This is a genomic window from Alkalihalobacterium sp. TH-98 (assembly GCF_057473385.1).
In genome coordinates, this window is sequence record NZ_JBYCKM010000004.1 from 59,221 (window position 1) to 82,605 (window position 23,385).

Sequence of the window (23,385 nt, forward strand, 5' to 3'; positions counted from 1 at the left end):
CAAAAAGATGATAATTTTCGACATTACTAAAAAAATTTTTTGATTATTTTGTAATTCTTTACTTATATTAATTAGAAAAGAGGCTGAAAAGATCAGCCTCTTTATTTTCTTATATTTTTATATCCTTAACATTTTGTATCCGCTCAAAAAACATTTGTAAATGCTGCGCAAAAGACTCAGGCTTCTCTAGCTGTACATAATGGCCCGCACCTGATATTACTTTGATCTCAACATGCTCATTTGCGGTCCTGATTTTCGTTTCAGCCTGTGGCGGTAATAGACGATCCTCTTCTCCAAATATCGTTAGTATTGGAATAGTTAACTGAGCAAGCGTATTTCCCCCACATTTGTATGAATCACAGGCTTTAAAATCATTTAGTGCAATAGAAACCGTACTGCCATTTAGCTCTTCACGTTCCTCTTTTATTAGTTCGTCACTTGCCGTTCTACTATATGAAGCAAGGAATAAAAATTCAGGGAACACACCTGTTTTTAAATGACTAATAATCTTAGAGTGTACGGGTAGTTCATAGTATGACGCGGCCAGAACAAGACCTTTTACAAACGGATTCCTAGCTGCTAGTTCAATTCCTATTAAACCTCCCATAGAATGCCCAACTATCACAACATCTTCTGTTATATTTTGTGACAGACGTTCCGCATATTCTTCGACGGATGTTGCGATTGTTTCACTATTCGCTCCGTGTCCAGGAAGGTCAATACTTTCAAATGAAACATTCTGTAAATATTCGTCCATCTTTCGCCACTTACTCTTTGAACCGCCAGCCCCATGAATAAATAATAGTTTCATATATTCCCCTTTCCCAACTATACTAAATTATTATTCTATATATTCAAACAATTATAGCTAAACTCCTTCTTCATATGAAGAACTTCTTGTACCAATTTATGGTTAAAGTAATAATTTTTATCTAATCATTATACACTCATAATAAATAACTTATGAATTTAATGATTTAATCGAGTTCCCCTCAGGTTATTCACAACCTGTGGATATCCATCCCCCTATTTGTGAACAACTTTCTTAGGTTATATGTACCGAAAAAACAAGGATTTTATTGAGGTTGTGTATAATACTATAGGTTACTCACAGACTTATTCACACTTAAAGAAGTTATCCCCAACCTCTCCCATTGATAGTTGTATTGGCTAGATAGATAAGTGGAAAAAGGAAAAAACGGAGAAGAATTATTCCAAAATAAAGAATAACCTTCTCCATTTTCATTAGTTAGCGACGATATTTACAAGCTTCCCAGGAACGGCAATTACTTTACGAACCGTTTTCCCTTCAATTGCTTCTGCTACCCTTTCATCAGCACGTGCTAGTTCTTCCATTTGTTCTTTATTTGCATCTTTCGGAAGGACTAATTTAGCTTTTACTTTCCCGTTTACTTGAACAACAATTTCAATTTCATCTTCGACTAAATACTTTTCATCATATGTTGGCCAAGCTTCATAAGCAAGCGTCCCTTGATGCCCAAGCTTTTGCCATAATTCTTCAGCCAAATGAGGCGCAACTGGAGAAATGAGCTTCACAAAGCCTTCCATTAATGATTTCGGTAATGTTTCTTGCTTATATGCCTCGTTAATGAAGACCATTAATTGTGAAATACCAACGTTAAAACGTAAGCCTTCAAAATCTTCGCTTACTTTTTTAACCGTTTGATGATACGTGCGTGTTAAAACTTCTGTTCCTTCTTTTTCAGTGATTTTTGAGTTAAGTTCGCCAGTCGCTTCATCGATAAACAATCTCCAAATGCGGTCTAAGAAACGACGTGCACCATCCAGGCCATTTTCTGACCAAGCGATGGAAGCATCAAGCGGTCCCATAAACATTTCATACAGACGAAGTGTGTCAGCCCCGTGGCTTTCAATAATATCATCTGGGTTTACGACATTTCCTTTTGATTTACTCATCTTTTCGTTGTTTTCACCTAGAATCATTCCTTGGTTAAATAGCTTTTGGAACGGCTCTTTCGTTGGAACAACGCCAAGGTCATAAAGAACTTTATGCCAGAAGCGAGCGTATAGTAAGTGAAGTACCGCATGCTCTGCTCCACCGATATAAATATCAACTGGAAGCCAGTGATTTAATTTTTCTGGGTCTGCAAGCTGGTCATTATTTTTTGGATCAATATATCGTAAGTAATACCAGCAGCTTCCTGCCCATTGAGGCATTGTATTTGTTTCACGTCGTCCTTTTTTCCCTGTCTCTGGACAAACAACTTCTAGCCATTCTGTTGCATTAGCTAATGGAGATTCACCCGTTCCAGATGGCTTGATTTCATCCATTTCTGGAAGAACTAACGGTAACTCTTCTTCAGCTACAGGAGTCATTGTACCATCTTCCCAATGAATAATTGGAATCGGCTCACCCCAATAACGTTGACGGCTAAATAACCAGTCACGAAGACGGTACGTAATTTTCTTCGTCCCTTTTCCTTCTGCTTCAAGCCATTCAAGCATTTTACTAATCGCTTCTTCTTTATCTAAACCATCGAGGAAGCCTGAATTGACATGAGGACCGTCACCTGTGTAGGCTTCTTCTTCGATATTACCGCCAGCTACAACTTCTTTAATTTGCAAGTTGAATTCTTTCGCAAACTCATAATCTCTTTCGTCATGTCCTGGAACTGCCATGATGGCACCAGTTCCGTAACTGACAAGTACATAATCAGCAATCCAAACCGGCAGCTTTTCGCCATTTACAGGGTTAATCGCATAAGCACCCGTAAAAACACCTGTTTTTTCTTTAGCAAGTTCTGTACGCTCTAGATCGCTTTTTGTAGCAACTTTCTTTTTGTACACTTCAATTGCTTCTTTTTGTTCTGGGGTCGTAATTTGATTAATTAACTTGTGCTCTGGTGCTAATACCATATACGTTGCACCAAATAACGTATCAGGACGCGTTGTAAATACCGTAATCGAATGATCGTGACCGTCGATCGTGAACGTCACTTCTGCCCCTTCTGATTTTCCAATCCAGTTACGTTGCATGTCTTTAATGCTTTCAGGCCAATCCAATTCCTCTAAATCTTCTAACAGACGATCCGCATATTCTGTGATCTTTAGTATCCATTGCTTCATTGGACGGCGTTCTACAGGGTGTCCACCACGCTCACTTTTTCCATCAATGACTTCTTCATTCGCAAGCACTGTTCCTAAAGCAGGACACCAGTTTACAGCTACTTCATCGACATAGGCTAAACCTTTTTTATAAAGCTGCAAGAAAATCCATTGCGTCCACTTATAATAGTTCGGATCAGTTGTATCGACTTCACGATCCCAATCATAGGAAAAACCTAAAGATTTAATTTGTCTTCGGAAGTTATTAATATTTAGTTGCGTAAAATCACGCGGGTGTTTTCCTGTATCAAGCGCATACTGTTCAGCAGGAAGTCCAAAAGCGTCCCACCCCATTGGATGTAACACATTATATCCTTGCATACGCTTCATTCTCGATAAAATATCAGTAGCTGTATAACCTTCCGGGTGTCCAACATGAAGACCTGCTCCAGATGGATAAGGGAACATATCCAGTGCGTAAAATTTCTTTTTCTCTAGCTCATCTAACGTTTTAAACGTCTTATTTTCTTCCCAATACTGTTGCCATTTTTTTTCGATTGTTTGATGTTGAAAAGACATTATTTTTTCCTCCAATTGAATGTTATGTTTAGATTAATATGTATTAGTTTTACATTGAGCGTTCATAAACCATAATGTATGAAAATTTTGCTTATGACCAATAAAAAACCTCCCACCCCTAGCGTTATCGTTAGGGACGAGAGGTTGATCACAAAGTAAAATTTCCCGCGGTACCACCCAAATTAGCATAAACCTAAGTTTACACTCACTTTAGTAACCTTAACGCGGCGGACGGCAACAGCTACTAATCGTTCACTACTGCAACTTTGAGGCGAGTTCATGGGTATCATCGATTGACTTTCACCAACCGTCAATTCTCTAATTACGAGATACGTCACTACTATTCCTCTTCATCGTTATTAGCCTTTATTTTATAACTAAAAAGTCAATATACTTGCTATTGTATGAATATGTCGATTTTCTGTCAAGACCATTTTTGCCAATTTTCACTAGAAACATACTCTTTTTATACAATTATGATTGGATAGAATGTTTAACAGCAGGTTCTGCAGTTGTTTTCTCTTTTAAAACTCGATCGTATAGAGCCGTTGATATGAACGCAAGACAGAATAATCCCATGATCGCGTAGAAAAGAATGACCATACCAAAAGCTTCAGCAATTAGACCTCCAACAAATGGACCCATCATTCTCCCACCTGTTGCTACACTGTTAACAACACCTTGATAAAAACCAGCTTTACCTTCAGGGGCGAGCTTATGGGCAATTGTTGGTATTGCTGGCCAAATAAACATTTCACCAATCGTTAAGATAATCATGGCCGCAATAAACATCGTAAACACTTGAGCTTGTGATAACACAAAGAAGGAAATGATAAATATAACTAACCCTGTGTAGATTTGTGCTTTTAGTGTGTGCACCCATCTCCGAACGAAGAATGCGATAATCGGTTGAAACAGCACGATCATTGCCCCATTAATCGTCCACAAGATACTATACTGCTTTAATGAGATGCCAAGTTGTTGGGTATAAACGGAAATATTCGACTGCCACTGTACATAAGCCAGCCAACAAATAAAGTATCCCGCTAATACAATGAGTAATGCTATAAACGGGCGGCTAAACGAAAAGTTTTTCTTTTGTTCAAACACATTTGAAGTAGTTGGTGCCACTGTTCGGTTTGCTTCTATTTGTTTAAAACCGAAAATAGCCAACAATAAAAATAAACAATAGACGATTCCATTGGAAATAAAAATATAATCGATCTTTATAGAAGCAACGACACCAGCTAATGCAGTTCCTAAAGCAACACCGACATTTTGGGCAACATACATTGCATTAAAGGCTTTTCTTCCTCCTTCAGGCCACGCCGTTCCAGCCATCGCATAAAGGGCAGGAAATGTCATCCCAGCGCCAAAACCAATCCCTACCAAAAGAGCTACATACCATAAAAACGTATGGTTATAGGCAAGAATAAAGGCACTAATAATCGTAATCGCTATTCCATAGATGACAGTTTTATACCCACCTATTCGGTCAAACAACGTTCCCCCAATGAGATTTCCAATGACACCAGCACCTGCATTCATCATTAGTACGAATCCCGCAACAGATAATGGTTGACCTAACTCTTGATGTAAATAAATTGTGTTTAACGGCCAAATGAAAGAAGCACCTGTTACATTGATAACCATACCAATAACAAGTAACCAAATTGCTTTAGGCATTATATGACTCTCCTCTTATTTCGTCTCTCTAAGGAAATAGTAAAAGATAACAATCAAAATAGCAATGCTTTTTCAATGGAAATGAAAGTATAAGTGTAGTGTTTAGTTGCTGGCTAGCTGCAGGCGCATCGGCTCGTGGTCGCTTCGGTCCTTCACACGTGGCTAAAAAGAGAGCCACTTTTTGCTGGCCCTCCAGCTCTTGTCGCCAATATGCAGGCCCTTCCGCTTTTCTTGTCTAGCTGCATGCGCTCAACGTATGAGTTAGCGGACGCCGCTTGCTCCCTTCCGATACGTCAACGGTTAGTTGTTGTAGGGAAGGGCCTTCAAGGTGTATGAAAATATTACCGGACTCACAGGCCCTTATTTCATTAAAAGGTCGCTAATTTGACTCGTTATGTGTCTCAGAAGCCCTTATTTACTGTATCTGATGATGATTTTACTTAGTATGAAGGAAATAAGCACCTCTCAGTCCTATAAATGATTAAATAAGGTCATTTTTGTTAAAATAGCGTCCTCTCAGTCCGCCAAACGAAAACGTTCACTTAAATTCAGTGTTAAAATGTTATCTTCATCACCCAAAAAACAATTAGAACCAATCCCCATCACCTTTTTAATTTGCCCATTTCAACTGTTCGAGTTTCTTGCTCGTTTGTGATAGGATGATGAAGTGACAGAAACTTATAACCAACTAAAGGTGATATAAATGGATATTAAACAACATCAACCTGTTCCTCTACGTTTCGGCGACAAAAGATATCATTCGTGGAATTACCACTTAAGACAACAATTTGGTGAAAAGGTGTTTAAAATACCACTCGATGCTGGATTTGATTGTCCTAACCGCGATGGTAAGGTGGCCAGTGGTGGCTGTACGTTTTGCAGCGAACGTGGTTCTGGTGATTTCGCTGGTGATCGAAAAGACGACTTAGTCACACAGTTTCATACCATTAAAGAGCGTATGCACCGAAAGTGGAAAAGCGGTAAATATATCGGCTATTTTCAAGCCTACAGTAATACGTATGCACCGGTCAGCGAGCTTAGAGAAATGTTTGAAATTATTTTACAACAAGAAGATGTGGTTGGGCTTTCAATCGCTACTCGCCCAGACTGCTTGCCTGATGACGTCGTTGACTATTTAGCTGAATTAAACGAGCGAACTTATTTATGGGTTGAACTCGGTCTTCAAACCGTTCATGAACGAACTGCTCTCTTAATCAACCGCGCACATGACTATCAATGTTATATTGATGGTGTAAATAAACTCAGAAAGCACGGCATCCGTGTATGTGCTCACATCATTAATGGGCTGCCTTTAGAGACGACGGAAATGATGAAACAAACGGTAGAAGAAGTCTGTAAGTTAGACATCCAAGGCATTAAAATTCACTTGCTTCATTTAATGAAAAAAACGCCAATGGTTAAACAATATGAAAAAGGACTCGTCCAGTTCATGGATTTCAATGAATACATCAATTTAGTCGTCGATCAAATTGAAATGCTCCCACCGCATGTTATTATTCACCGTTTAACTGGTGACGGACCAGCCGATATGATGATTGGCCCAATGTGGAGTTTAAAAAAATGGGATGTACTAAATGCCATTGAAGCTGAACTTAAACGCCGTGATACATGGCAAGGAAAGTTGTACCGAAAGGACGTTGAACTAGGATGAATATAGATGGAATTCTTCCTTTTGCCAAGATACTATTAGAAAAAGCGGTTCACAGTGGGGACATTGCGATCGATTGTACGGCAGGAAATGGTCATGACACCTTATACTTAGCCAAACGAGTCGGAGAAAATGGACGCGTTTATGCTTTTGATATTCAGGAACAGGCGATCGAAAAAACGAAGAAGAGAATACAAGAACATGAGGTTGAGAAACAAGTAACACTTCTTCATGAAAGTCATGATCGTTTAACAGCATGCATCCCGGAAGATCATCAAGGAAAAATAAAAGGTGCGGTTTTCAATTTAGGGTATTTACCCGGCGGTGACAAAGAAATTGTAACGAAACCTGATTCAACACTAACATCTATTGAACAGCTCTTTCGTATGTTAGATGCAGGCGGCATAATTGTTCTAGTGATCTATCACGGCCACGAACAAGGAAAACTTGAAAAGACGGCTGTTTTACATTATGCGGAACAACTTAATCAAGAACAAGCTCATGTATTAAAATACGAGTTTATTAATCAAAAAAACAATCCCCCCTTTATTATTGCGATTGAAAAAAGATAAATTTCATAATTTTCCATTTTTCAAAGGTGGAAAGTACATACGAGTTAATGTTCCCTTTCTCTCAGCAGGTAGCTAGACAACAAAGACGCATTGGATTACAACCCCAATGCGTCTTTTGTTTTTCATATGAAATTTAACGGACTTAAATGAATTCTGGTAACCATTTGTCTCTCTTTTTAATTGATCAGCACCATCACCCTGCCCTACGTATACAATCAGCATCTCGTCAAATATCACTTACTTCCTCGCCGGTAAACCCAACTATTTATATAGAAGAAAAGCGTAGACATGCCGCCAAGTCGAATAAACTTCTTGGCTGTATCCTTTACCTTCTTTTGCCTTTGTACTTTCTCATCTGCTAGATAAATGGCAACTAAACCTTTATTAATCAAGTAATGGAAGTTTCGATTAGGAAGTTGGTCGATACTCGCCTCCGCTTGTTCTACAAAATGGCGAAAGCGTGAAATAAGTTCTTTTTCATTTTCATAGTAAAAACAAAAATTTAAGTCTCCGCCGATCCGGTCTTCCTCTTGATCAATAAAATAATCTAGTAATATATGTAACCCTTGTACATAAGGAAAATACCCTTCTCTCACTCGTTCAACCGTCTCTTCCGAAAGGTCTTCAGTCGTGGCATAAGCCGCAAGACAAAAGATACCTAAAGTTGAACCTGCACAAGCTGAAAACTCAAACCATGACATTTCAGGAACCTTATCTTTATGTAAGGAAAACCAGTCTTCAAGAAGCGGTACACGGTCTTCTTTTTTAACATGCTTGTAAACTTGAAGATCACAGTAATATTGACAAAGCTCTAGCATAACAGACTGAGCCTTTGCAAAGGATGGCAACTGCTTTAAAACTTGCTGGCACGTAAGTACTAAGCTACTTAAGTAACCTCCATCGTCCTGTTCATCTCTCAGTCGATAATAATTCTCCGGCTCTGTTCCAGGAGTTAAAGCGTGTACCATAGATTGGTGAAGCGCACGGAAGTCTTCAGGATCTAACGAAGTACTGCGATCACACAGGTTATCTAAGTAATCACTGATGGTTTGATACGCAACGATAAATTTTATTATTTTATCAACTTCTGGCCCTGCCAATAAGCCGTATATCCCGCCGCCTTCACAATGAAAAGTCTTTGTCTCTATACTCATCAGTGCTTGTTTTTTCAGTTCTGGATTCGGAATGGCTTCAGCTTTTTCTTTCCATTCCTCTAAATAACGATGAACGTTTGGGATAACATTCCGGTAAATGCTGTACATTAACGTCCACGGCTGACTTGGTATTTTCAAAAATTAACCCTCCTCGCCAGTTTCTTCCTTTATTAAAGGTACTTTATCATACCCATTTTTATTATCCAAATCTATTGATTTTGAAAAAAGTGTAAGGTGCTGTAATATCACACTGCCCTATTCCTGCAAATGTCTTGCTTTTAACAGCCTGTTCGAACAAACCACCTCAAGCCACGACGTCTGCAACAAACACTCGCCTAAAGACTGTATTTTTACCGTGAAGAAGCCTCACCCCGTCAAAGGTGAAGCTCAGCAAATAGTTTCGCATATTGAAAAACGTCATCTCGTTCAGGCTCATTAAATAGCTCATGGTATAACCCATCCCATTCCTTAAACCATTTCTCAGAGATTTTTAACTCATCATACCAGAACCTAGAAGCTTCATTATCTACAATATGATCGTCACCAGCTTGTATTAAAAGAAGTGGAACATTCGGGAATTTATTGATATTTCTTTTAGCTATTGTCATTGCTTTTACAATTTCTTGATACCACCGTAGAGATACATTAGTTACTCGTAATTCATCCATCATATACGCTTCTCGGATCTCTACATTTCTAGTGACTAGATGTGTTTTCAGTCCTGACGGTGCAGTTACACTTGGTAATAATCGATGCAAAGCCTTTGAAGTCATCGTCTTATATTTCGGTGGTTCTTCTGCTAGCTTTAATAACGGTGACGACAAAATGACTCCATGTAAGTCCATCTTCTTTTCCATTAACGTACGAATGGAAACGAGCCCGCCCATGCTATGGCCTAGTAAGTAAATAGGCAAACCATACAAGGCGGCTTCTTTATACCATTCATAAACCGTCTCAATATATTGATTGAACGAGTCGATATGACCACGTTTCCCTCTCGTTTTCCCTTGTCCAGGCAAGTCGCCCATGACGATATGGAAACCAGCCTCCTGCCATTTTTTTCTTAACCAGCCGTATCTACCATGGTGCTCTCCAGCTCCATGAACGATTACGATCACACCTTTTGGTTTTTCACTACATTCCCATTTCCACATATTAATCCCCTTTCTCTCTATTTTTTTCCCCCAGTATTTGCTAAACTAAACGTATTGTGTATTAGGAGATTTGATGGTTTTTATTATATTTATGTCAGATTTTCGTGTCCTTGTCATCATAAATCTTTTTATTACTTTATTAGTTAAAAGGAGTTGTTTTCTTTGATCTATCCATATAACGGCAAAACACCAGATATTGCTGAGTCCGCATTTATCGCAGACTTTGTAACAGTTACGGGTGATGTGAAAATTGGAGAGGAAACGAGCATTTGGTTTAACTCCGTTATCCGTGGAGATGTAGCCCCTACCATCATTGGCGACAGAGTAAATGTACAGGATAATTCAGTTTTGCATCAAAGCCCAAACAATCCGCTTATTATTGAAGATGACGTTACGGTAGGTCATCAAGTGATTTTACATAGCTGTATTCTTCGCAAAAATGCTCTTATTGGAATGGGCTCAATCGTGCTTGACGGGGCTGAAGTCGGTGAAGGCGCTTTTATCGGTGCTGGAAGTCTCGTTCCCCAAGGTAAGGTCATTCCACCCAACACTCTTGCGTTCGGTCGACCGGCAAAAGTCGTACGTGAATTAACTGAAGAAGACCGTAAAGATATGGCCCGTATTCGAAGGGAGTATGTGGAAAAAGGACAGTACTATAAAAGTTTGCAGAAATAATATAGATTAATTTATATCCACTTAGAACCTCGTAACAACAGCAAATTGAAAACCATAATTTTGAAAAATTCTTAATCAAAATTATGGTTTTTATTTTGATTATTATAACTGTTTCATTTGCCTCCGAAGTTCCTGCTTCCACATTAAGACACACTTATTCGTGTGTGTTTTTACATGCCCCTGTTACTCTGTATTAACTCTACCACTCGCTATCCTTCGTCAGTAATTGCAGAAAATTGAGGAATATCATTAAGTTCCCTTTACGTTAATTTAATTAATTTTAAAACTACCTTCATATTAACCATACAAAGAATTGTTACAATTCTGTTAACAACTTTCATTTAGTGCCTTTTGGGCAACTTCCTATGAAAAGAGGTTTTCGTATGGATCGATCAAAACAATGGCTTTACCGTACTGATTGTAACTTGTTTTATTTTTTCAACGTAAAAAGTCGTTCCAAAGGTACTTTTCTTTTCATGAACTACATTACACATTTAGGAGGCGCGACTTTTACGGTAGGCAGCACCATTATCCTTTGCATACTACTGACAGCTCCGTTTCAATCCATGGCATTCGCAGCAGCACTGGCGTTAACTCTTAGTCATGTCGTTGTCGTAATCGTAAAAAAAGGATACCACAGAAAGCGCCCTTACCTCGTCTTACCAAATACTAATGTAGTTAATAACCCGTTCAAGGACCATTCCTTTCCTTCGGGACATACGACAGCTATCTTCTCAGTAGTAACACCGTTTATTCTTTATAACCCTATCCTTTCCCTTCTTTTGTTACCTATTGCCATTTTAGTAGGCATATCTAGAATTTTTTTAGGGCTACATTATCCTTCTGATGTAGTCGTTGGAGCTTTACTTGGTTTTTCTAGTGCATTTTTGACGACTATTTTCATGAATTACTGGTTCTATTAATTCACTAACCCTTTGAAGGAATGATGTAGGAGGTCTACAAATGAAAATAGCTTTATTTACTGATACATTTACACCACAAGTAAATGGTGTAGCTAGAACTTTACAACGACTAGTCAATCACTTTGAGCATAGAAATGTACCTTACCAATTATTTGTTCCTGAAACTATCCAACAAACTGACTTGTACTCTAATCATATTCACTCATTTTTTAGCTTACCTTTTTTCTTGTATCCTGAATGTCGGATGGCCCTTCCTAATCCATTTACTATTCGGCAACAGATGGACAGCTTTAAACCCGACCTCATTCATATTACAACTCCGTTTAATATCGGTTTAAGCGGACTTCATTATGGAAAAAAACATAATATTCCAATGGTCGGTTCGTACCACACCCACTTCGACCATTACTTAAAATACTATAAGCTAACCTTTATGTCTGAGTGGTTATGGAAATTTATGAAGTGGTTTTATTCTCATTTCAACAAAACCTTTGTTCCTTCGAAAGAAACGAAGACCCATTTAGCCAAACGGGGATTTACAAATATTGAACTTTGGACTCGAGGTGTAGATTGTTTTCAATTCAGTCCGCAAGAAAAGGATATCAGTCTATACGACCGTTTTAACATACGCAAAAAATATATCCTTCTTTACGTAGGAAGAATGGCTCCTGAAAAAGACTTAGACACATTACGATTAGTCATGGAACAACTTCCAGAACATCTGAGGAATGAAATTCATTGGATTTATGTTGGGGATGGTCCGCTTTTAAATGAATATAAAGAACGCTTTAATCAAAACATTACATTCACTGGTTATTTAGCGGGCAATGAGTTAGCTTCTATCTATGCATTAGCAGATTTGTTCGTGTTCCCGTCTACTACTGAAACATTCGGCAATGTCGTTTTAGAAGCTTTAGCATCAGGAACACCGGCGATTGTCGCCAACAGAGGTGGCGTCACTGAGATTGTACATCATGAAAAAACAGGATTAATTTGTGAAGCGAAAAAAACACAATCCTTTATTGATGCCATTGAAAAACTATTAACTGACCATACGCTGCGCTTACAGATGGGCTATGAAGCAAGAAAGTATGCCAGAACACAATCATGGGAAGTTATCTTTGACAACCTTCTGATCCAATATGAGAAAGCTTACGAAATGTCACGTTCACACATTAAGCTGGCTTCTTCTAACTGAGACAAGGCGCTGGTGGTAGACCTCTTCAAAACCTTATCATAAAAAAAAGGAGCGAAAATTCGCTCCTTTCTTTCCTATATTATAGTGCTTCTGTTCTTAAAACATCCGCTTTATCTGTTTGCTCCCAAGGAAGATCAATATCATTACGTCCAAAGTGACCGTAAGCAGCAGTTTGCTTATAGATCGGACGACGAAGATCTAGCATTTTGATAATACCAGCTGGACGAAGATCAAAGTGCTTACGAACAAGTCCTACTAGTACTTCTTCTGATACTTTACCTGTTCCAAACGTATCAACTGAGATGGATACTGGTTGTGCAACACCAATGGCATAAGCAAGTTGTACTTCGCAACGATCAGCTAAACCGGCAGCTACGATATTTTTAGCAACGTAACGAGCTGCATATGCACCAGAACGGTCAACCTTTGTTGGATCCTTACCTGAGAATGCTCCCCCACCATGACGAGCATAACCACCATAGGTATCAACAATAATCTTACGTCCTGTTAATCCAGCATCTCCTTGAGGTCCACCAATTACAAAACGACCCGTTGGATTAATAAAGTATTTTGTTTGTTCATCAATTAACTCAGCAGGGACAACTGGTTTAATGACATACTCTTTAATATTACGTTGAATTTGTTCTAACGTTACTTCAGGGTGATGTTGAGTAGAAATAACGATCGTGTCAATTCTTGCCGGCTTTCCGTTCTCATCATATTCTACGGTTACTTGTGTTTTTCCATCTGGTCGTAAATATGGAAGGATGTCCTCTTTACGTACTTCAGTCAGGCGTCGAGATAATTTGTGTGCTAAAGAAATTGGAAGCGGCATTAATTCTTCCGTTTCGTTATCAGCGTAACCAAACATTAATCCTTGGTCTCCAGCACCGATCGCTTCAATCTCTTCATCAGACATTTGTCCTTCACGAGCCTCAAGGGCTTGGTCTACCCCCTGAGCAATATCTGCAGATTGCTCATCAATTGAAGTTAATACGGCACACGTTTCAGAGTCAAATCCGTACTTCGCTCGCGTATAGCCAATGTTTTGAACCGTTTCACGAACGATCTTCGGAATATCAACGTATGTACTTGTCGTAATCTCACCCGCTACAAGTACTAGCCCTGTAGTTACTGAAGTTTCACAAGCTACACGTGCATTCGCATCATTTGTTAAGATTGCATCTAGAATCGCATCCGAAATTTGGTCACAAATTTTATCGGGATGCCCTTCTGTCACTGATTCTGAAGTGAATAAGCGACGACTTTTCTTTTCTACCATCTAACAGTATCCTCCTTTTACACATCTTTTAGGGTGAATACAATCCTATAAAAGTAGCTTCCCCATAAAATGTGTTAAATATTGATACGGCACTCATTCCCTCACCATCGTGAGTAAAAAATTAAGACATATATAGCCATGAAAACCCTTTTCCTCATGAGGAAAAGGGTTAGACTTATCACCTTTAACCTCTTATCGTTCAAAGCATGCGCTTTGCAGGTTAGCACCTTTTCACCTTTTTTCTAGGTGTTGGTTGCTGGGTTTCTTCGGGCCTGTCCCTCCACCGACTCGGGATAAGAGTATCCGTTCGCGACATATCATAACTTACATAGTAAAAGATGTCAACTATTGCTAGTTGACATCTATAAAAGTCGAAAAAAACAAAATATAAAATGAGGTTAATAAGGTGTATCTATATCTTGATTATTGTTATGGTTTACATTTTGGTTTTGATTTTGATTTTGGTTAGGATTACGATTGGAACGTTGATTAGTCGTTTGATAATGATTCATGTTTTGGTTTGGTTGCATCTGGTTTTGCCTTTGTTGATCCTGTTCTTCTCTAATTTCTTCACGCATTTGCATCCTTAATAATTCATTTTGATTATCTCTCGGTTTCACCTGACTGTACACACCACTCGCCGTTAAACCGATCACTAAAGCAACTAGCACTTCATTTCCCCATTCTCTCGGAATAAACCATAATAGACAGGCTACTCCGATGGCTAGCAATGCACGATACTTTTTATCAATATTAAAAGCATTTCCTACAACCGTAACTAATGCAGCAACGACAGCTGAAACGGTCGCAAGGTCCATTATTGAAATACTGTCCACTGCACTCCCTCCTTTTCCCTCTATACTATGCAGCATAGATAAAAAGGCCACATGATTACTAGTCCTAATTCTATTTTTCACTTATGACTTATCCATTTGCCGTACTTTTCTTAATTTTTTTATTCCTTTAAAATGTAACTTTTTTAACAGTAGATTGCGTTTATGAATGGTACAATTATATATACAGGTTTAAACATTATGATACTTTATAAAAGCGTTTCCAAGTTACAAAAACTGTTTTCCTTCATATATAATAAACCCCATACTAAATTAGACACATGATTTTTCAACTTATTTGCACACAAATTGAAATAATAGTATAGACTATTTAGTAAAATGTGTTATACTAATTTCAACATAAAAAATTAATTGTTAATCCTAACTAACATAATTATAAAATATAAAAAAGAGAGGGTTTTGTGACCAATGAGTACAATTAGCTTCGCTACTGAATTAGAGCATATTTTACGAGGAGAGAATGTTCACCTAGATCTTCCTGTTTCTAAATTAGTCGAAAGGTCACTAATGAGAAATGAAGGTGCTTTAACTTCAACAGGTGCATTAAGTGTAGCTACGGGAAAATACACTGGACGCTCACCTAAAGATAAATTTATCGTTATGGAAGACTCAGTTAAAGACAAAATTGACTGGGGTTCTGTTAACCAACCAATTGAAAAAGAAGTATTTACTAAATTATATAACAAAGTAATGAACTACTTAAAAGAACAAGAAGAACTTTTTGTTTTCCGCGGCTTTGCTGGTGCTGATAAAAGCTATCGTCTACCAATCCAAGTAATTAACGAATATGCTTGGCATAACCTTTTTGCAAAACAATTATTCATCCGTCCATCTCAAGAAGAAGTAGAAAACCACGAAGCTGAATTCACGGTTATTTCTGCTCCGAACTTTAAAGCAGACCCTGAAGTGGATGGGACTCGCTCTGAAACATTCATTATTGTTTCTTTCGAAGAGAGAGTTGTTCTAATTGGCGGTACTGAATATGCTGGTGAAATGAAAAAATCAATCTTCTCTATTATGAACTACTTATTACCAGAACAAGATGTTCTTTCTATGCACTGTTCAGCAAATGCTGGTAAAGAAGGAGACGTTGCCCTATTCTTCGGACTTTCTGGAACGGGTAAAACAACGTTATCTGCAGATCCTAACCGCTACCTGATCGGTGATGATGAGCATGGTTGGTCTAACAACGGGGTATTTAACGTTGAAGGCGGATGCTATGCTAAATGCGTCAATTTATCTTATGAAAAAGAGCCAGAAATTTGGAATGCAATTCGTTTTGGTTCAGTATTAGAGAATGTTGTTCTTGATGAAAAAACAGGAAATCCTGATTACGATGACACTTGCCTTACAGAAAATACTCGAGTAGCTTACCCACTAGAGGCTATTCCAAATACATTAATGCCAAGTATTGCTGGCCATCCAAATACAATTATTTTCTTAACTGCTGATGCTTTCGGTGTATTACCTCCAATCAGTAAGTTAACAAAAGAGCAAGCGATGTATCACTTCTTATCTGGTTACACTAGTAAACTAGCAGGAACTGAGCGTGGGGTTACAGAGCCTGAAGCAACATTCTCAACTTGTTTCGGTGCACCATTCCTTCCATTACCAGCTCGTCGTTATGCTGAAATGTTAGGTGAAAAAATCTCGCAACACGATGCACAAGTGTTCCTAGTGAATACAGGTTGGTCAGGCGGTCCTTACGGTGTTGGGAAGCGTATGAACTTAGCTTACACTCGTGCAATGATCCAAGCGGCTCTTCAAGGCGAATTAAACTCTGCTGAATTCTCAGTAGATCCAATTTTCGGCCTGAACGTCCCTGTTCACTGCCCTGGTGTTCCAGATGAAGTTCTTCAACCGAAGCTGACTTGGGCTAATGGCGAAGAGTACGATAAAAAAGCTCAAGAGCTTGCAAACAAGTTCAAAGAGAACTTCGAAAAGTTCGAAAACGTTACAGAAGATATTAAAAATGCAGGTCCAAACGTTTAATAAGAAAAAGGAGACTGATTGATGTCAGTCTCCTTTTCCTATGAAAACCATTTGTTATTTGTCTTCATATACCGTGTTGACTCTGCCGTTTCATCCATTGCGTCAACTGTACAACAATTCTTCGGTTGTCCGGTTCTGGAAAGAAATGATTAAACTGTTCGTAATACCAAGCTTCAACGCTCTTCCCTTTACTATTTAAATTCGCTTCTAATCGATAACTATGCTCAATCGAAACATGTTCATCTTGTTGCCCATGGATAAGAAGTATGGGACAGGAAATTTGTTCGCTGACATTGAGTGGCGTTCTCCAGTCATACCGTTCTGGATATTTAGCGGGTGTTCCAATGACTCGCTTCATCATTCGCCGTAAATCAAGCCGTTCTTCATACGTAAGTTTCATATCAGAAACACCGTTCCAGCACACCACTGAACGAATAAAATTCAATTCAGAAGCTGTAAGTAAAGCCATGGCACCACCGCGAGAAAACCCAAATAGATGAATACTGTCCTTTTGAACAGACGGATGTCTATGTAAGAGCCAACATGCATTTATCGCATCATTACGGTCATCACCCGCAAAATCCTCCTGCCCCTCTCCCCCTTTATTTCCCCGATAAAAAGGGGCAAAAACAACAAAGCCCTCTGAAGAAAATTGAATAAGTCTCGCAATTCTCGGCATACCTACATTTTTAATTCCGCCTCTTAAGTATAAAAATCCAGGTAGTTTTTCATCAGTTTCAGGTTCAGCTAAGTAACCTTTAACTCTTAGACCGTCACTTCTATAAGTTACTATATAAAGCTTTATTCTGGGGTGTGGTGAAGGTAAGCGTACTTTTTCGATGACTTGACCATCCATCACTCCGCTCCCTTTCTCTCCGTAAGTAAATGGTTCCACTTTTCATTTACTTCCTTCATACCAATTTCTATCACTCGATCCTTCATAATATAGCTAAAGCGAACATCTTCCTTTATATTTAATGGGAAGTTTTTCATCAATACTGGACCATTTGTTTCTAAATAATCGTCTTTCTTTATCAGTTGTTTGACTAGACCAAAATAAATATTTTTAACAAATTCTCCATCTGGATCGTTAACCTTATATTGGCCTACATAATGCAGTTCATTCAAAATTGCTCCTGCTTCTTCAAAGAGTTCTCGCTTGGCGGCATATTCAACGGTTTCGTCCTTTTCCACTTTTCCACCTGGGAATTCAATCCCCCTTTTCGGATGTTGGATGAATAACCAACTTCCTTTGTAAAATGAAATAACTAGCACATGCTTTGGCTGTAGTGAAAAGGGTGTCGTACCTAGACTTAATTCAACAAGATATCCTTTTTCATCATAAAAACTTATGAACTTACTCATTTATTTCTCCTCAACCCTAATTGTTTTTTTCTATTCATCTTCTGTCGGCTTAATCGCCACCAATGCCGTTACGAGAGCAGCAATACAAACAAGTGTATTTGTAAAAAATAAAATAAAGTGAGATGCTTTCATAAGAACAGCAAAGACAGGTGGTCCAAGGGCAACCCCAGCAAAGCGCATACTGCTATAAATGGAAGTAATCGTTCCTCTTTGCTCTTTTGCTATCCCTTCTGTTACGAGGGCATCCAGACTAGGTAAGGCAATTCCAATTCCTATTCCGCTTGCAAATAGTGCTGTTAGAAGAACATAAATATCTGTTGAAAACGATATGGAAAAAACAGATATGGTTAATAATGCTAATCCAATCACTGTCATCCATTTCATCTTTATTTTTTCTTCACCAATTCCTTTTCCAGTTATATAAGACGATAGACAAAGTGCAGCTAATGGTATAGCTAATATAATCCCTTTTTTCACACCATCAATTCCGTATTGTTCCTCAAGCATCGTTGATAAATAAAAAAGTACACCAAAGATAACAAACATACAAATACAGCCGATTAAAAAGATCGCATATAACCAGCGACCTTCATTAGTAAATATTCTTTTTACCGAATGTAGAAAATCCTTAAATGCAAGAGGTGCTCCAGTTTTTGACGGAGTCTTAACTAGAAATATCATTAAAAAAATCGAAATCGTGCAAAAGACTGGAAAGGCAAAGAATGGCATAAACCAAACCCAACTTGCAAGGAGTGCCCCTAGGATTGGACTTAAAACTTTACCGAATGTATTCGATGTTTCGATGATCCCTAATCCTTCACTTACTTCACTTTCCTGTTTAAACAGATCACCTACTAAAGGCAGTACAATCGGTGAAGCACCAGCTGCCCCCAGCCCTTGTAACAGTCTACCGAAAATAATAATTCCATAAGGATCATCAATTTGCCAAGAAGCAAATCCGGAGATTAATCCTCCAATCCCTGCAATGATTAAACTAGGAATAATGATTTTTTTTCGTCCATAACGATCCGACATATAACCTGCAATAGGAATACATATGATAGCAACAACCGAGTAAACCGTAATAATCATACTTACTTGCAACGCTGAAATATTCAATTCTTTTTCAATTGCTGGCAAGACAGGTATTAACATGGAATTCCCAAGTGTCATTACTAACGGTATGGAGGCTATGGAGACCAAATCCCATGTCTTTTTCTCTTCCATCACAATTCCCCCCAAAGTCCAATCAATATGTGTAGTATAATACATCGGGGTGATTCTATACGTTGGATTAATTGGGAGTTTGCCAACCAGCAGCCTGTAGTCTTCTAACACTCACGTCGTAAACTTTTTTTGTACTGCTTACTGCTTTGGAACTTTAGTTATATATCTTATGGACATTTATTTTTCACTAGGTTCCGTACTATGAAAGCTAAGGTTTTCATCGGAGTTTACTTGTTTGTATATATTTTCTACGATTTTTTCGACACCACGGGTTGCTTTTCTTTTTTTGAATTCTTCGAGTAAGGCTTCGCCCGTTAAACCTTCATCAACGATACTTTCTAGAATAACATCTATAATGTCATCTTTTCGGACGGCCATTAATCCATCCAGTAAAATACTCACTTTATTCGACAGGTGAGTAATTTTTCGCACCTTTGTCACCATCGTCGCCGGATAATTATTTTCACTTGTAATTACTGCTTCAATAATTAATTTCCCATTCTCCTCATCACACTTTTCAAAAAGACCGATACCATCTTGATGAATAACAGCATCGATTAACCATTTTTTGGCGCTATCTTCCATATCGATAATTAGACCATCTTGTAAAGGAATATCAACCTGACTAACCCCTTTTTCATGAGGTTGCAACACTCGAAGTGAAAATAACCGATAAGTTTTCACACGATCGCCTCCGTTAACTACATTTTATATGTATCATTAAAACATATATTTTATCATGATGCATGTTCATCTTGGCCTAAACGTAAAAGAGACTGACTCAATAGTTTGTGTCAGCCTCAACATAATAAGGTTTAAGAACTTTTTAAATTGTTATACTTTTTTTCATATTGGCGCTCTTTCACCCACATAATAAACTCCAGCTCTTTTTTCGTAAGTTTTCTTCCTAATTTTAAAGTACATTCGGTAACTAAATCATTGTAAAACTTATCAAAGGTCATGAATGATGACTCCTTTGTATTAGATTTCATTTTGAACACCACTCTACTTATTAGACATTACTTATAGGAATACCTTCAAATATTTTAATTTTTTTAACATTGTGGGTGCAAGACTTTAATTTTGTCAGCTTGGGAAGGAGTCAATGAACCTAACAGCTCTCTTTCCTCAAGTTCCTCTTTTAATAACGCTATGAAATCCTCGTCTAATTCGAGTTCTAGTGCCTTCGCATAAACATCTAATAACAATTCATTATCGATATGATACATAACTTTGCCCTCTTTCAGCATGGTAATTATTCACAACATGTTTTAAGATACAAGGTTTAATATCAAATTTCAAGGAAAATTATCAGATTTATCATACTTTTTTAACACTTACTGTGTGATTTAACACCTCTACTTAACAATTCATTAATATTCCTAGTGTAAACTAAAGTAGTTATACTACTTTAAAGAGTTATATGCTTTTTTTAATCTCTTAAGTCCTTCCTTTACCGAATCCCGTGAACAAGCTAAATTCATTCGTTCGAATGGCTCTCCTTCTTTACCAAACACAATTCCGTTACTTAAGGCTAATTTCGCTTGCTCAGTAAGCCACTTCTTTCTTTCTTGAGCCGTCATCCCCAATTCACTGCAATCCAACCATAATAAATAGGTACCTTCAGGATGAACAACTTTAATTTTCGGCATATGCTCTTCGATGTATGTTTTGACAAATTGAACGTTTCCTTTTAGATAAGAAAGGAATTCTTCTAGCCACGCTTCACCTTCGTTATATGCAGCTTCCATAGCCACCGCACCAATTGAATTAAACATATTTAAGAATTCTCGACTGAGATGGTTCTTAAACTTTCTCCTTAGAGCTGGATTAGAGATAATCGTATAAGAGGTTTGCAATCCTGCTAGATTAAACGTTTTACTGGGGGCCATACATGTTATCGTTCGTTGTTTCATCTCCTCTGATAATGTAGCTGTTGGTATATGTTGATGTCCTTTAAAAATGATGTCACAATGAATTTCATCAGATATGACTAATAAATCATGTTCAATGCAAATTTCTGCTAATTTCTGAAGCTCTTCTTCTGTCCATACTCGCCCGACCGGATTATGCGGACTACATAATAATAATATTCTCGTTTTATGATCAATAACCGACCGTAGATGTTCTAGGTCCATTCGATAATGAGATCCGTCAAAAACTAATGGGTTTTCAATTAATTGACGATCCTGATTGGTCACTACGTTAAAAAAAGGATAGTAGACAGGTGGTTGTATGATCACTTTATCTCCTGGATCGGTAAACCGTTTGATAATTTGCGAAATAGCTGGAACGACTCCCGATGTGTACACTAACTCTTCTGCGTCAACCTCCCAATTCAACCTTCTCTTTAACCAAGATTGTACGGCAGAATCAACAGAAGAAGACCTAACCGGATAACCAAAAATTCCTCTTCCGACTTCTTCATGAATTGCCTTTATGACTTCAGGCGGCGCTGAAAAGTCCATATCCGCTACCCACATTGGCCATAAGTCTTCACCTTCATAAAGCTTATCTACAGCATCCCATTTCATTGAATGAGTACCTTTACGATTTTCCACATGATCAAAGCGTGATGTCATTCTTCATCCTCCTTTTCAAATCTAGTTAGACTTTATTTTGATCGTACTATCAAGGGCTTCTATAAAACGTCAACGCAACGATTGATTTAACTAGAGGATTTATGAAGACCCCGTTTAGAAATAAATGAAGCTTGAACTGTAATATATCAATCCATTGGAGGGAGCTTTTTGTTTAATAATTTGCATTTTCAATATTCTATGATGTATATCTTCTTTTTCGGTGGACTTTTAATTGGGTCCAGCCTTGTATTTAACCTTTCTACTAGTAGTTACAATTCGTATCTCTTTAAATTTATCATCATCCAAGCCACTCTTCTTCTTGGTGTTTTCTATGTTACAACTAAGCTTAACAAGAAACGAATATACAACATACATAATCAAAGCTATTATAAAAAAATTAATCGTCTTCATGCGATTACAAATTTAACCGCCGCCGTTGCTCATGAGATACGAAATCCTCTAACCTCGGCAAAAGGCTTTCTTCAATTACTAATAGCTGAAAAAGAGCTCCCTCTTAAAGAACAGGAGTATGTTCAATTAATTCTAAGAGAAATCACAACAGTTGAAGAAGTCGTGGAGAAATATATTCGTATCACTCATCCTGGTCAACTACGTTTGACCCCGACTTCCCTAGATGTTCTCCTTCATGAAATCTCCGTGGACCTTACAACCACTTGTAAATCGCAAAACATAGACATTGTGGTATCCTTACGTAATAATGGAATATTCCAAACAGATTCTCAGAAATTGAAACGCGTATTGTCCAACATCATAACGAATGGAATTGAAGCAATGCCAATTGGAGGCAAAATAACGGTTTATGGTGACGTTTCCAAGAAAGAAGTGACGATTCGAATCAGTGATGAAGGGATTGGTATGACCCAAAGTGAATTGGATCGAATCGGCACCCCGTTTTATTCATTAAAAGAAAAAGGAACTGGGCTTGGACTGATGCATTGTTACCAACTCGTTCATTGTCTAGAGGGACGAATTGAAGTTCATAGTAAAAAAGGAGTCGGTTCCACTTTCATTATCTACCTTCCTATTCAGGAAAAAGAGCTCACACAAAATATCTATCCTGCCACCCTTAATCATAGAACAGAAGGGCAGAATTAATTAACTCTGCCCTTCTTCGTGTTGCTCTACGTATACATATGTAACGGTTCCACCTTTATCAGCTGTTCCAACAAAAGAAGGTCGATCCTTTTGAAGAACTAATTGATTCCGAAAAACCATAAAGTCCTCTTTTGAAATAAAGACCTTCTCCTGTGCCCCGTTTCTCAATTGCTCTAATAATTCAATCGCTTGCTGTTCATTCATCCTACTCACCCTACCAATTTTGTTCATTTTCTCTATCATACCTTATCTAATAAAAACTAAAAAGGG

General features: G+C 38.0%; 23 protein-coding genes, 1 riboswitch and 1 other annotated feature. Of the genes, 8 read left to right on the top strand and 15 right to left on the bottom strand.

Features of this window, described 5'->3' with window-relative positions:
- Positions 1-109 precede the first annotated feature (109 nt).
- The 3 genes from AC2VNP_RS00855 to AC2VNP_RS00865 form a co-directional block, all read right to left on the bottom strand.
- Entirely contained in the window at positions 110-811 is a 702-nt protein-coding gene (locus AC2VNP_RS00855) for an alpha/beta fold hydrolase (RefSeq protein ID WP_486915216.1), read from the bottom strand.
- Between the two features lie 434 nt (positions 812-1,245).
- On the bottom strand, positions 1,246-3,666 hold the full coding sequence (leuS, locus tag AC2VNP_RS00860) for a leucine--tRNA ligase (protein WP_486915218.1): 2,421 nt from the start codon (positions 3,664-3,666) through the stop codon (positions 1,246-1,248).
- Positions 3,667-3,795: 129 nt separating this feature from the next.
- Positions 3,796-4,029 (bottom strand) — a binding site (T-box leader).
- Positions 4,030-4,140: 111 nt separating this feature from the next.
- On the bottom strand, positions 4,141-5,352 hold the full coding sequence (locus AC2VNP_RS00865) for an MDR family MFS transporter (RefSeq protein ID WP_486915220.1): 1,212 nt from the start codon (positions 5,350-5,352) through the stop codon (positions 4,141-4,143).
- A 703-nt stretch (positions 5,353-6,055) separates the two neighbouring features.
- Between AC2VNP_RS00865 and mnmL the strand changes: the two genes are divergently transcribed.
- Positions 6,056-7,024: a tRNA modification radical SAM protein MnmL/YtqA gene (gene mnmL, locus AC2VNP_RS00870; protein ID WP_486915222.1), complete on the top strand. Its 969-nt coding sequence runs from the start codon at positions 6,056-6,058 to the stop codon at positions 7,022-7,024.
- A complete protein-coding gene (gene mnmM / locus AC2VNP_RS00875; RefSeq protein ID WP_486915224.1) occupies positions 7,021-7,593 on the top strand; it encodes a tRNA 5-(aminomethyl)-2-thiouridylate-methyltransferase MnmM in 573 nt (190 codons plus the stop codon). Before mnmL ends, mnmM begins: the two co-directional genes overlap by 4 nt.
- A gap of 233 nt (positions 7,594-7,826) precedes the next feature.
- On the opposite strand, the gene AC2VNP_RS00880 is transcribed toward mnmM, so the two are convergent.
- Positions 7,827-8,885: a tetraprenyl-beta-curcumene synthase family protein gene (locus AC2VNP_RS00880; protein WP_486915226.1), complete on the bottom strand. Its 1,059-nt coding sequence runs from the start codon at positions 8,883-8,885 to the stop codon at positions 7,827-7,829.
- Positions 8,886-9,121: 236 nt separating this feature from the next.
- Positions 9,122-9,901, bottom strand: a complete 780-nt coding sequence (locus AC2VNP_RS00885) for a lysophospholipase (RefSeq protein ID WP_486915228.1) — start codon at positions 9,899-9,901, stop codon at positions 9,122-9,124.
- A 162-nt stretch (positions 9,902-10,063) separates the two neighbouring features.
- Here AC2VNP_RS00885 and AC2VNP_RS00890 point away from each other — a divergent pair, with 162 nt between their 5' ends.
- The 3 genes from AC2VNP_RS00890 to AC2VNP_RS00900 all read left to right on the top strand — a co-directional run bounded on the left by AC2VNP_RS00890 (position 10,064) and on the right by AC2VNP_RS00900 (position 12,697).
- Complete coding sequence (locus AC2VNP_RS00890; protein ID WP_486915230.1) at positions 10,064-10,576, top strand: gamma carbonic anhydrase; 513 nt, start codon at positions 10,064-10,066, stop codon at positions 10,574-10,576.
- 383 nt (positions 10,577-10,959) lie between these two features.
- Positions 10,960-11,499 (top strand): phosphatase PAP2 family protein, encoded by a 540-nt coding sequence (locus AC2VNP_RS00895; RefSeq protein ID WP_486915232.1) that lies wholly within the window; start codon positions 10,960-10,962, stop codon positions 11,497-11,499.
- 40 nt (positions 11,500-11,539) lie between these two features.
- The gene (locus AC2VNP_RS00900; protein ID WP_486915234.1) at positions 11,540-12,697 is read left to right on the top strand and encodes a glycosyltransferase family 4 protein; all 1,158 of its coding nucleotides are present in this window, start codon (positions 11,540-11,542) and stop codon (positions 12,695-12,697) included.
- A gap of 79 nt (positions 12,698-12,776) precedes the next feature.
- Here the strand turns inward: AC2VNP_RS00900 and metK are convergent, their stop codons facing one another.
- Together metK and AC2VNP_RS00910 are read right to left on the bottom strand one after the other, a co-directional pair.
- Complete coding sequence (gene metK / locus AC2VNP_RS00905) at positions 12,777-13,979, bottom strand: methionine adenosyltransferase (protein ID WP_486915236.1); 1,203 nt, start codon at positions 13,977-13,979, stop codon at positions 12,777-12,779.
- A 189-nt stretch (positions 13,980-14,168) separates the two neighbouring features.
- Positions 14,169-14,279: riboswitch (SAM riboswitch) on the bottom strand.
- A 98-nt stretch (positions 14,280-14,377) separates the two neighbouring features.
- Positions 14,378-14,815, bottom strand: coding sequence for a hypothetical protein (locus AC2VNP_RS00910; RefSeq protein WP_486915238.1), 438 nt, complete (start codon positions 14,813-14,815; stop codon positions 14,378-14,380).
- Positions 14,816-15,241: 426 nt separating this feature from the next.
- Here AC2VNP_RS00910 and pckA point away from each other — a divergent pair, with 426 nt between their 5' ends.
- Positions 15,242-16,825, top strand: coding sequence for a phosphoenolpyruvate carboxykinase (ATP) (gene pckA / locus AC2VNP_RS00915; RefSeq protein WP_486915240.1), 1,584 nt, complete (start codon positions 15,242-15,244; stop codon positions 16,823-16,825).
- A 64-nt stretch (positions 16,826-16,889) separates the two neighbouring features.
- On the opposite strand, the gene AC2VNP_RS00920 is transcribed toward pckA, so the two are convergent.
- The 7 genes from AC2VNP_RS00920 to AC2VNP_RS00950 all read right to left on the bottom strand — a co-directional run bounded on the left by AC2VNP_RS00920 (position 16,890) and on the right by AC2VNP_RS00950 (position 21,978).
- Positions 16,890-17,681, bottom strand: coding sequence for an alpha/beta hydrolase family protein (locus AC2VNP_RS00920; protein ID WP_486915430.1), 792 nt, complete (start codon positions 17,679-17,681; stop codon positions 16,890-16,892).
- Positions 17,681-18,190 carry an RNA deprotection pyrophosphohydrolase gene (gene ytkD / locus AC2VNP_RS00925; RefSeq protein WP_486915242.1) on the bottom strand — a complete coding sequence of 170 codons (510 nt, stop codon included), beginning with the start codon at positions 18,188-18,190 and terminating at the stop codon, positions 17,681-17,683. The genes AC2VNP_RS00920 and ytkD overlap by 1 nt, the downstream gene beginning before the upstream one ends.
- A gap of 30 nt (positions 18,191-18,220) precedes the next feature.
- Complete coding sequence (gene bcbE / locus AC2VNP_RS00930; protein ID WP_486915244.1) at positions 18,221-19,417, bottom strand: bacillibactin exporter BcbE; 1,197 nt, start codon at positions 19,415-19,417, stop codon at positions 18,221-18,223.
- Positions 19,418-19,594: 177 nt separating this feature from the next.
- Positions 19,595-20,101 (bottom strand): YwpF family protein, encoded by a 507-nt coding sequence (locus AC2VNP_RS00935; protein WP_486915246.1) that lies wholly within the window; start codon positions 20,099-20,101, stop codon positions 19,595-19,597.
- 131 nt (positions 20,102-20,232) lie between these two features.
- Entirely contained in the window at positions 20,233-20,379 is a 147-nt protein-coding gene (locus AC2VNP_RS00940) for a hypothetical protein (protein WP_275120297.1), read from the bottom strand.
- A 93-nt stretch (positions 20,380-20,472) separates the two neighbouring features.
- Positions 20,473-20,646 carry a sporulation histidine kinase inhibitor Sda gene (gene sda, locus AC2VNP_RS00945; RefSeq protein WP_486915249.1) on the bottom strand — a complete coding sequence of 58 codons (174 nt, stop codon included), beginning with the start codon at positions 20,644-20,646 and terminating at the stop codon, positions 20,473-20,475.
- 177 nt (positions 20,647-20,823) lie between these two features.
- Complete coding sequence (locus tag AC2VNP_RS00950) at positions 20,824-21,978, bottom strand: MalY/PatB family protein (RefSeq protein WP_486915251.1); 1,155 nt, start codon at positions 21,976-21,978, stop codon at positions 20,824-20,826.
- Between AC2VNP_RS00950 and AC2VNP_RS00955 the strand changes: the two genes are divergently transcribed.
- Together AC2VNP_RS00955 and AC2VNP_RS00960 are read left to right on the top strand one after the other, a co-directional pair.
- A complete protein-coding gene (locus AC2VNP_RS00955; protein ID WP_486915432.1) occupies positions 21,951-22,028 on the top strand; it encodes a hypothetical protein in 78 nt (25 codons plus the stop codon). The genes AC2VNP_RS00950 and AC2VNP_RS00955 overlap by 28 nt on opposite strands.
- Before the next feature lie 139 nt (positions 22,029-22,167).
- On the top strand, positions 22,168-23,115 hold the full coding sequence (locus tag AC2VNP_RS00960) for an ATP-binding protein (protein ID WP_486915253.1): 948 nt from the start codon (positions 22,168-22,170) through the stop codon (positions 23,113-23,115).
- Here the strand turns inward: AC2VNP_RS00960 and AC2VNP_RS00965 are convergent, their stop codons facing one another.
- Positions 23,116-23,319 (bottom strand): hypothetical protein, encoded by a 204-nt coding sequence (locus tag AC2VNP_RS00965; RefSeq protein ID WP_486915255.1) that lies wholly within the window; start codon positions 23,317-23,319, stop codon positions 23,116-23,118. It abuts the gene before it with no gap.
- Positions 23,320-23,385 lie beyond the last annotated feature (66 nt).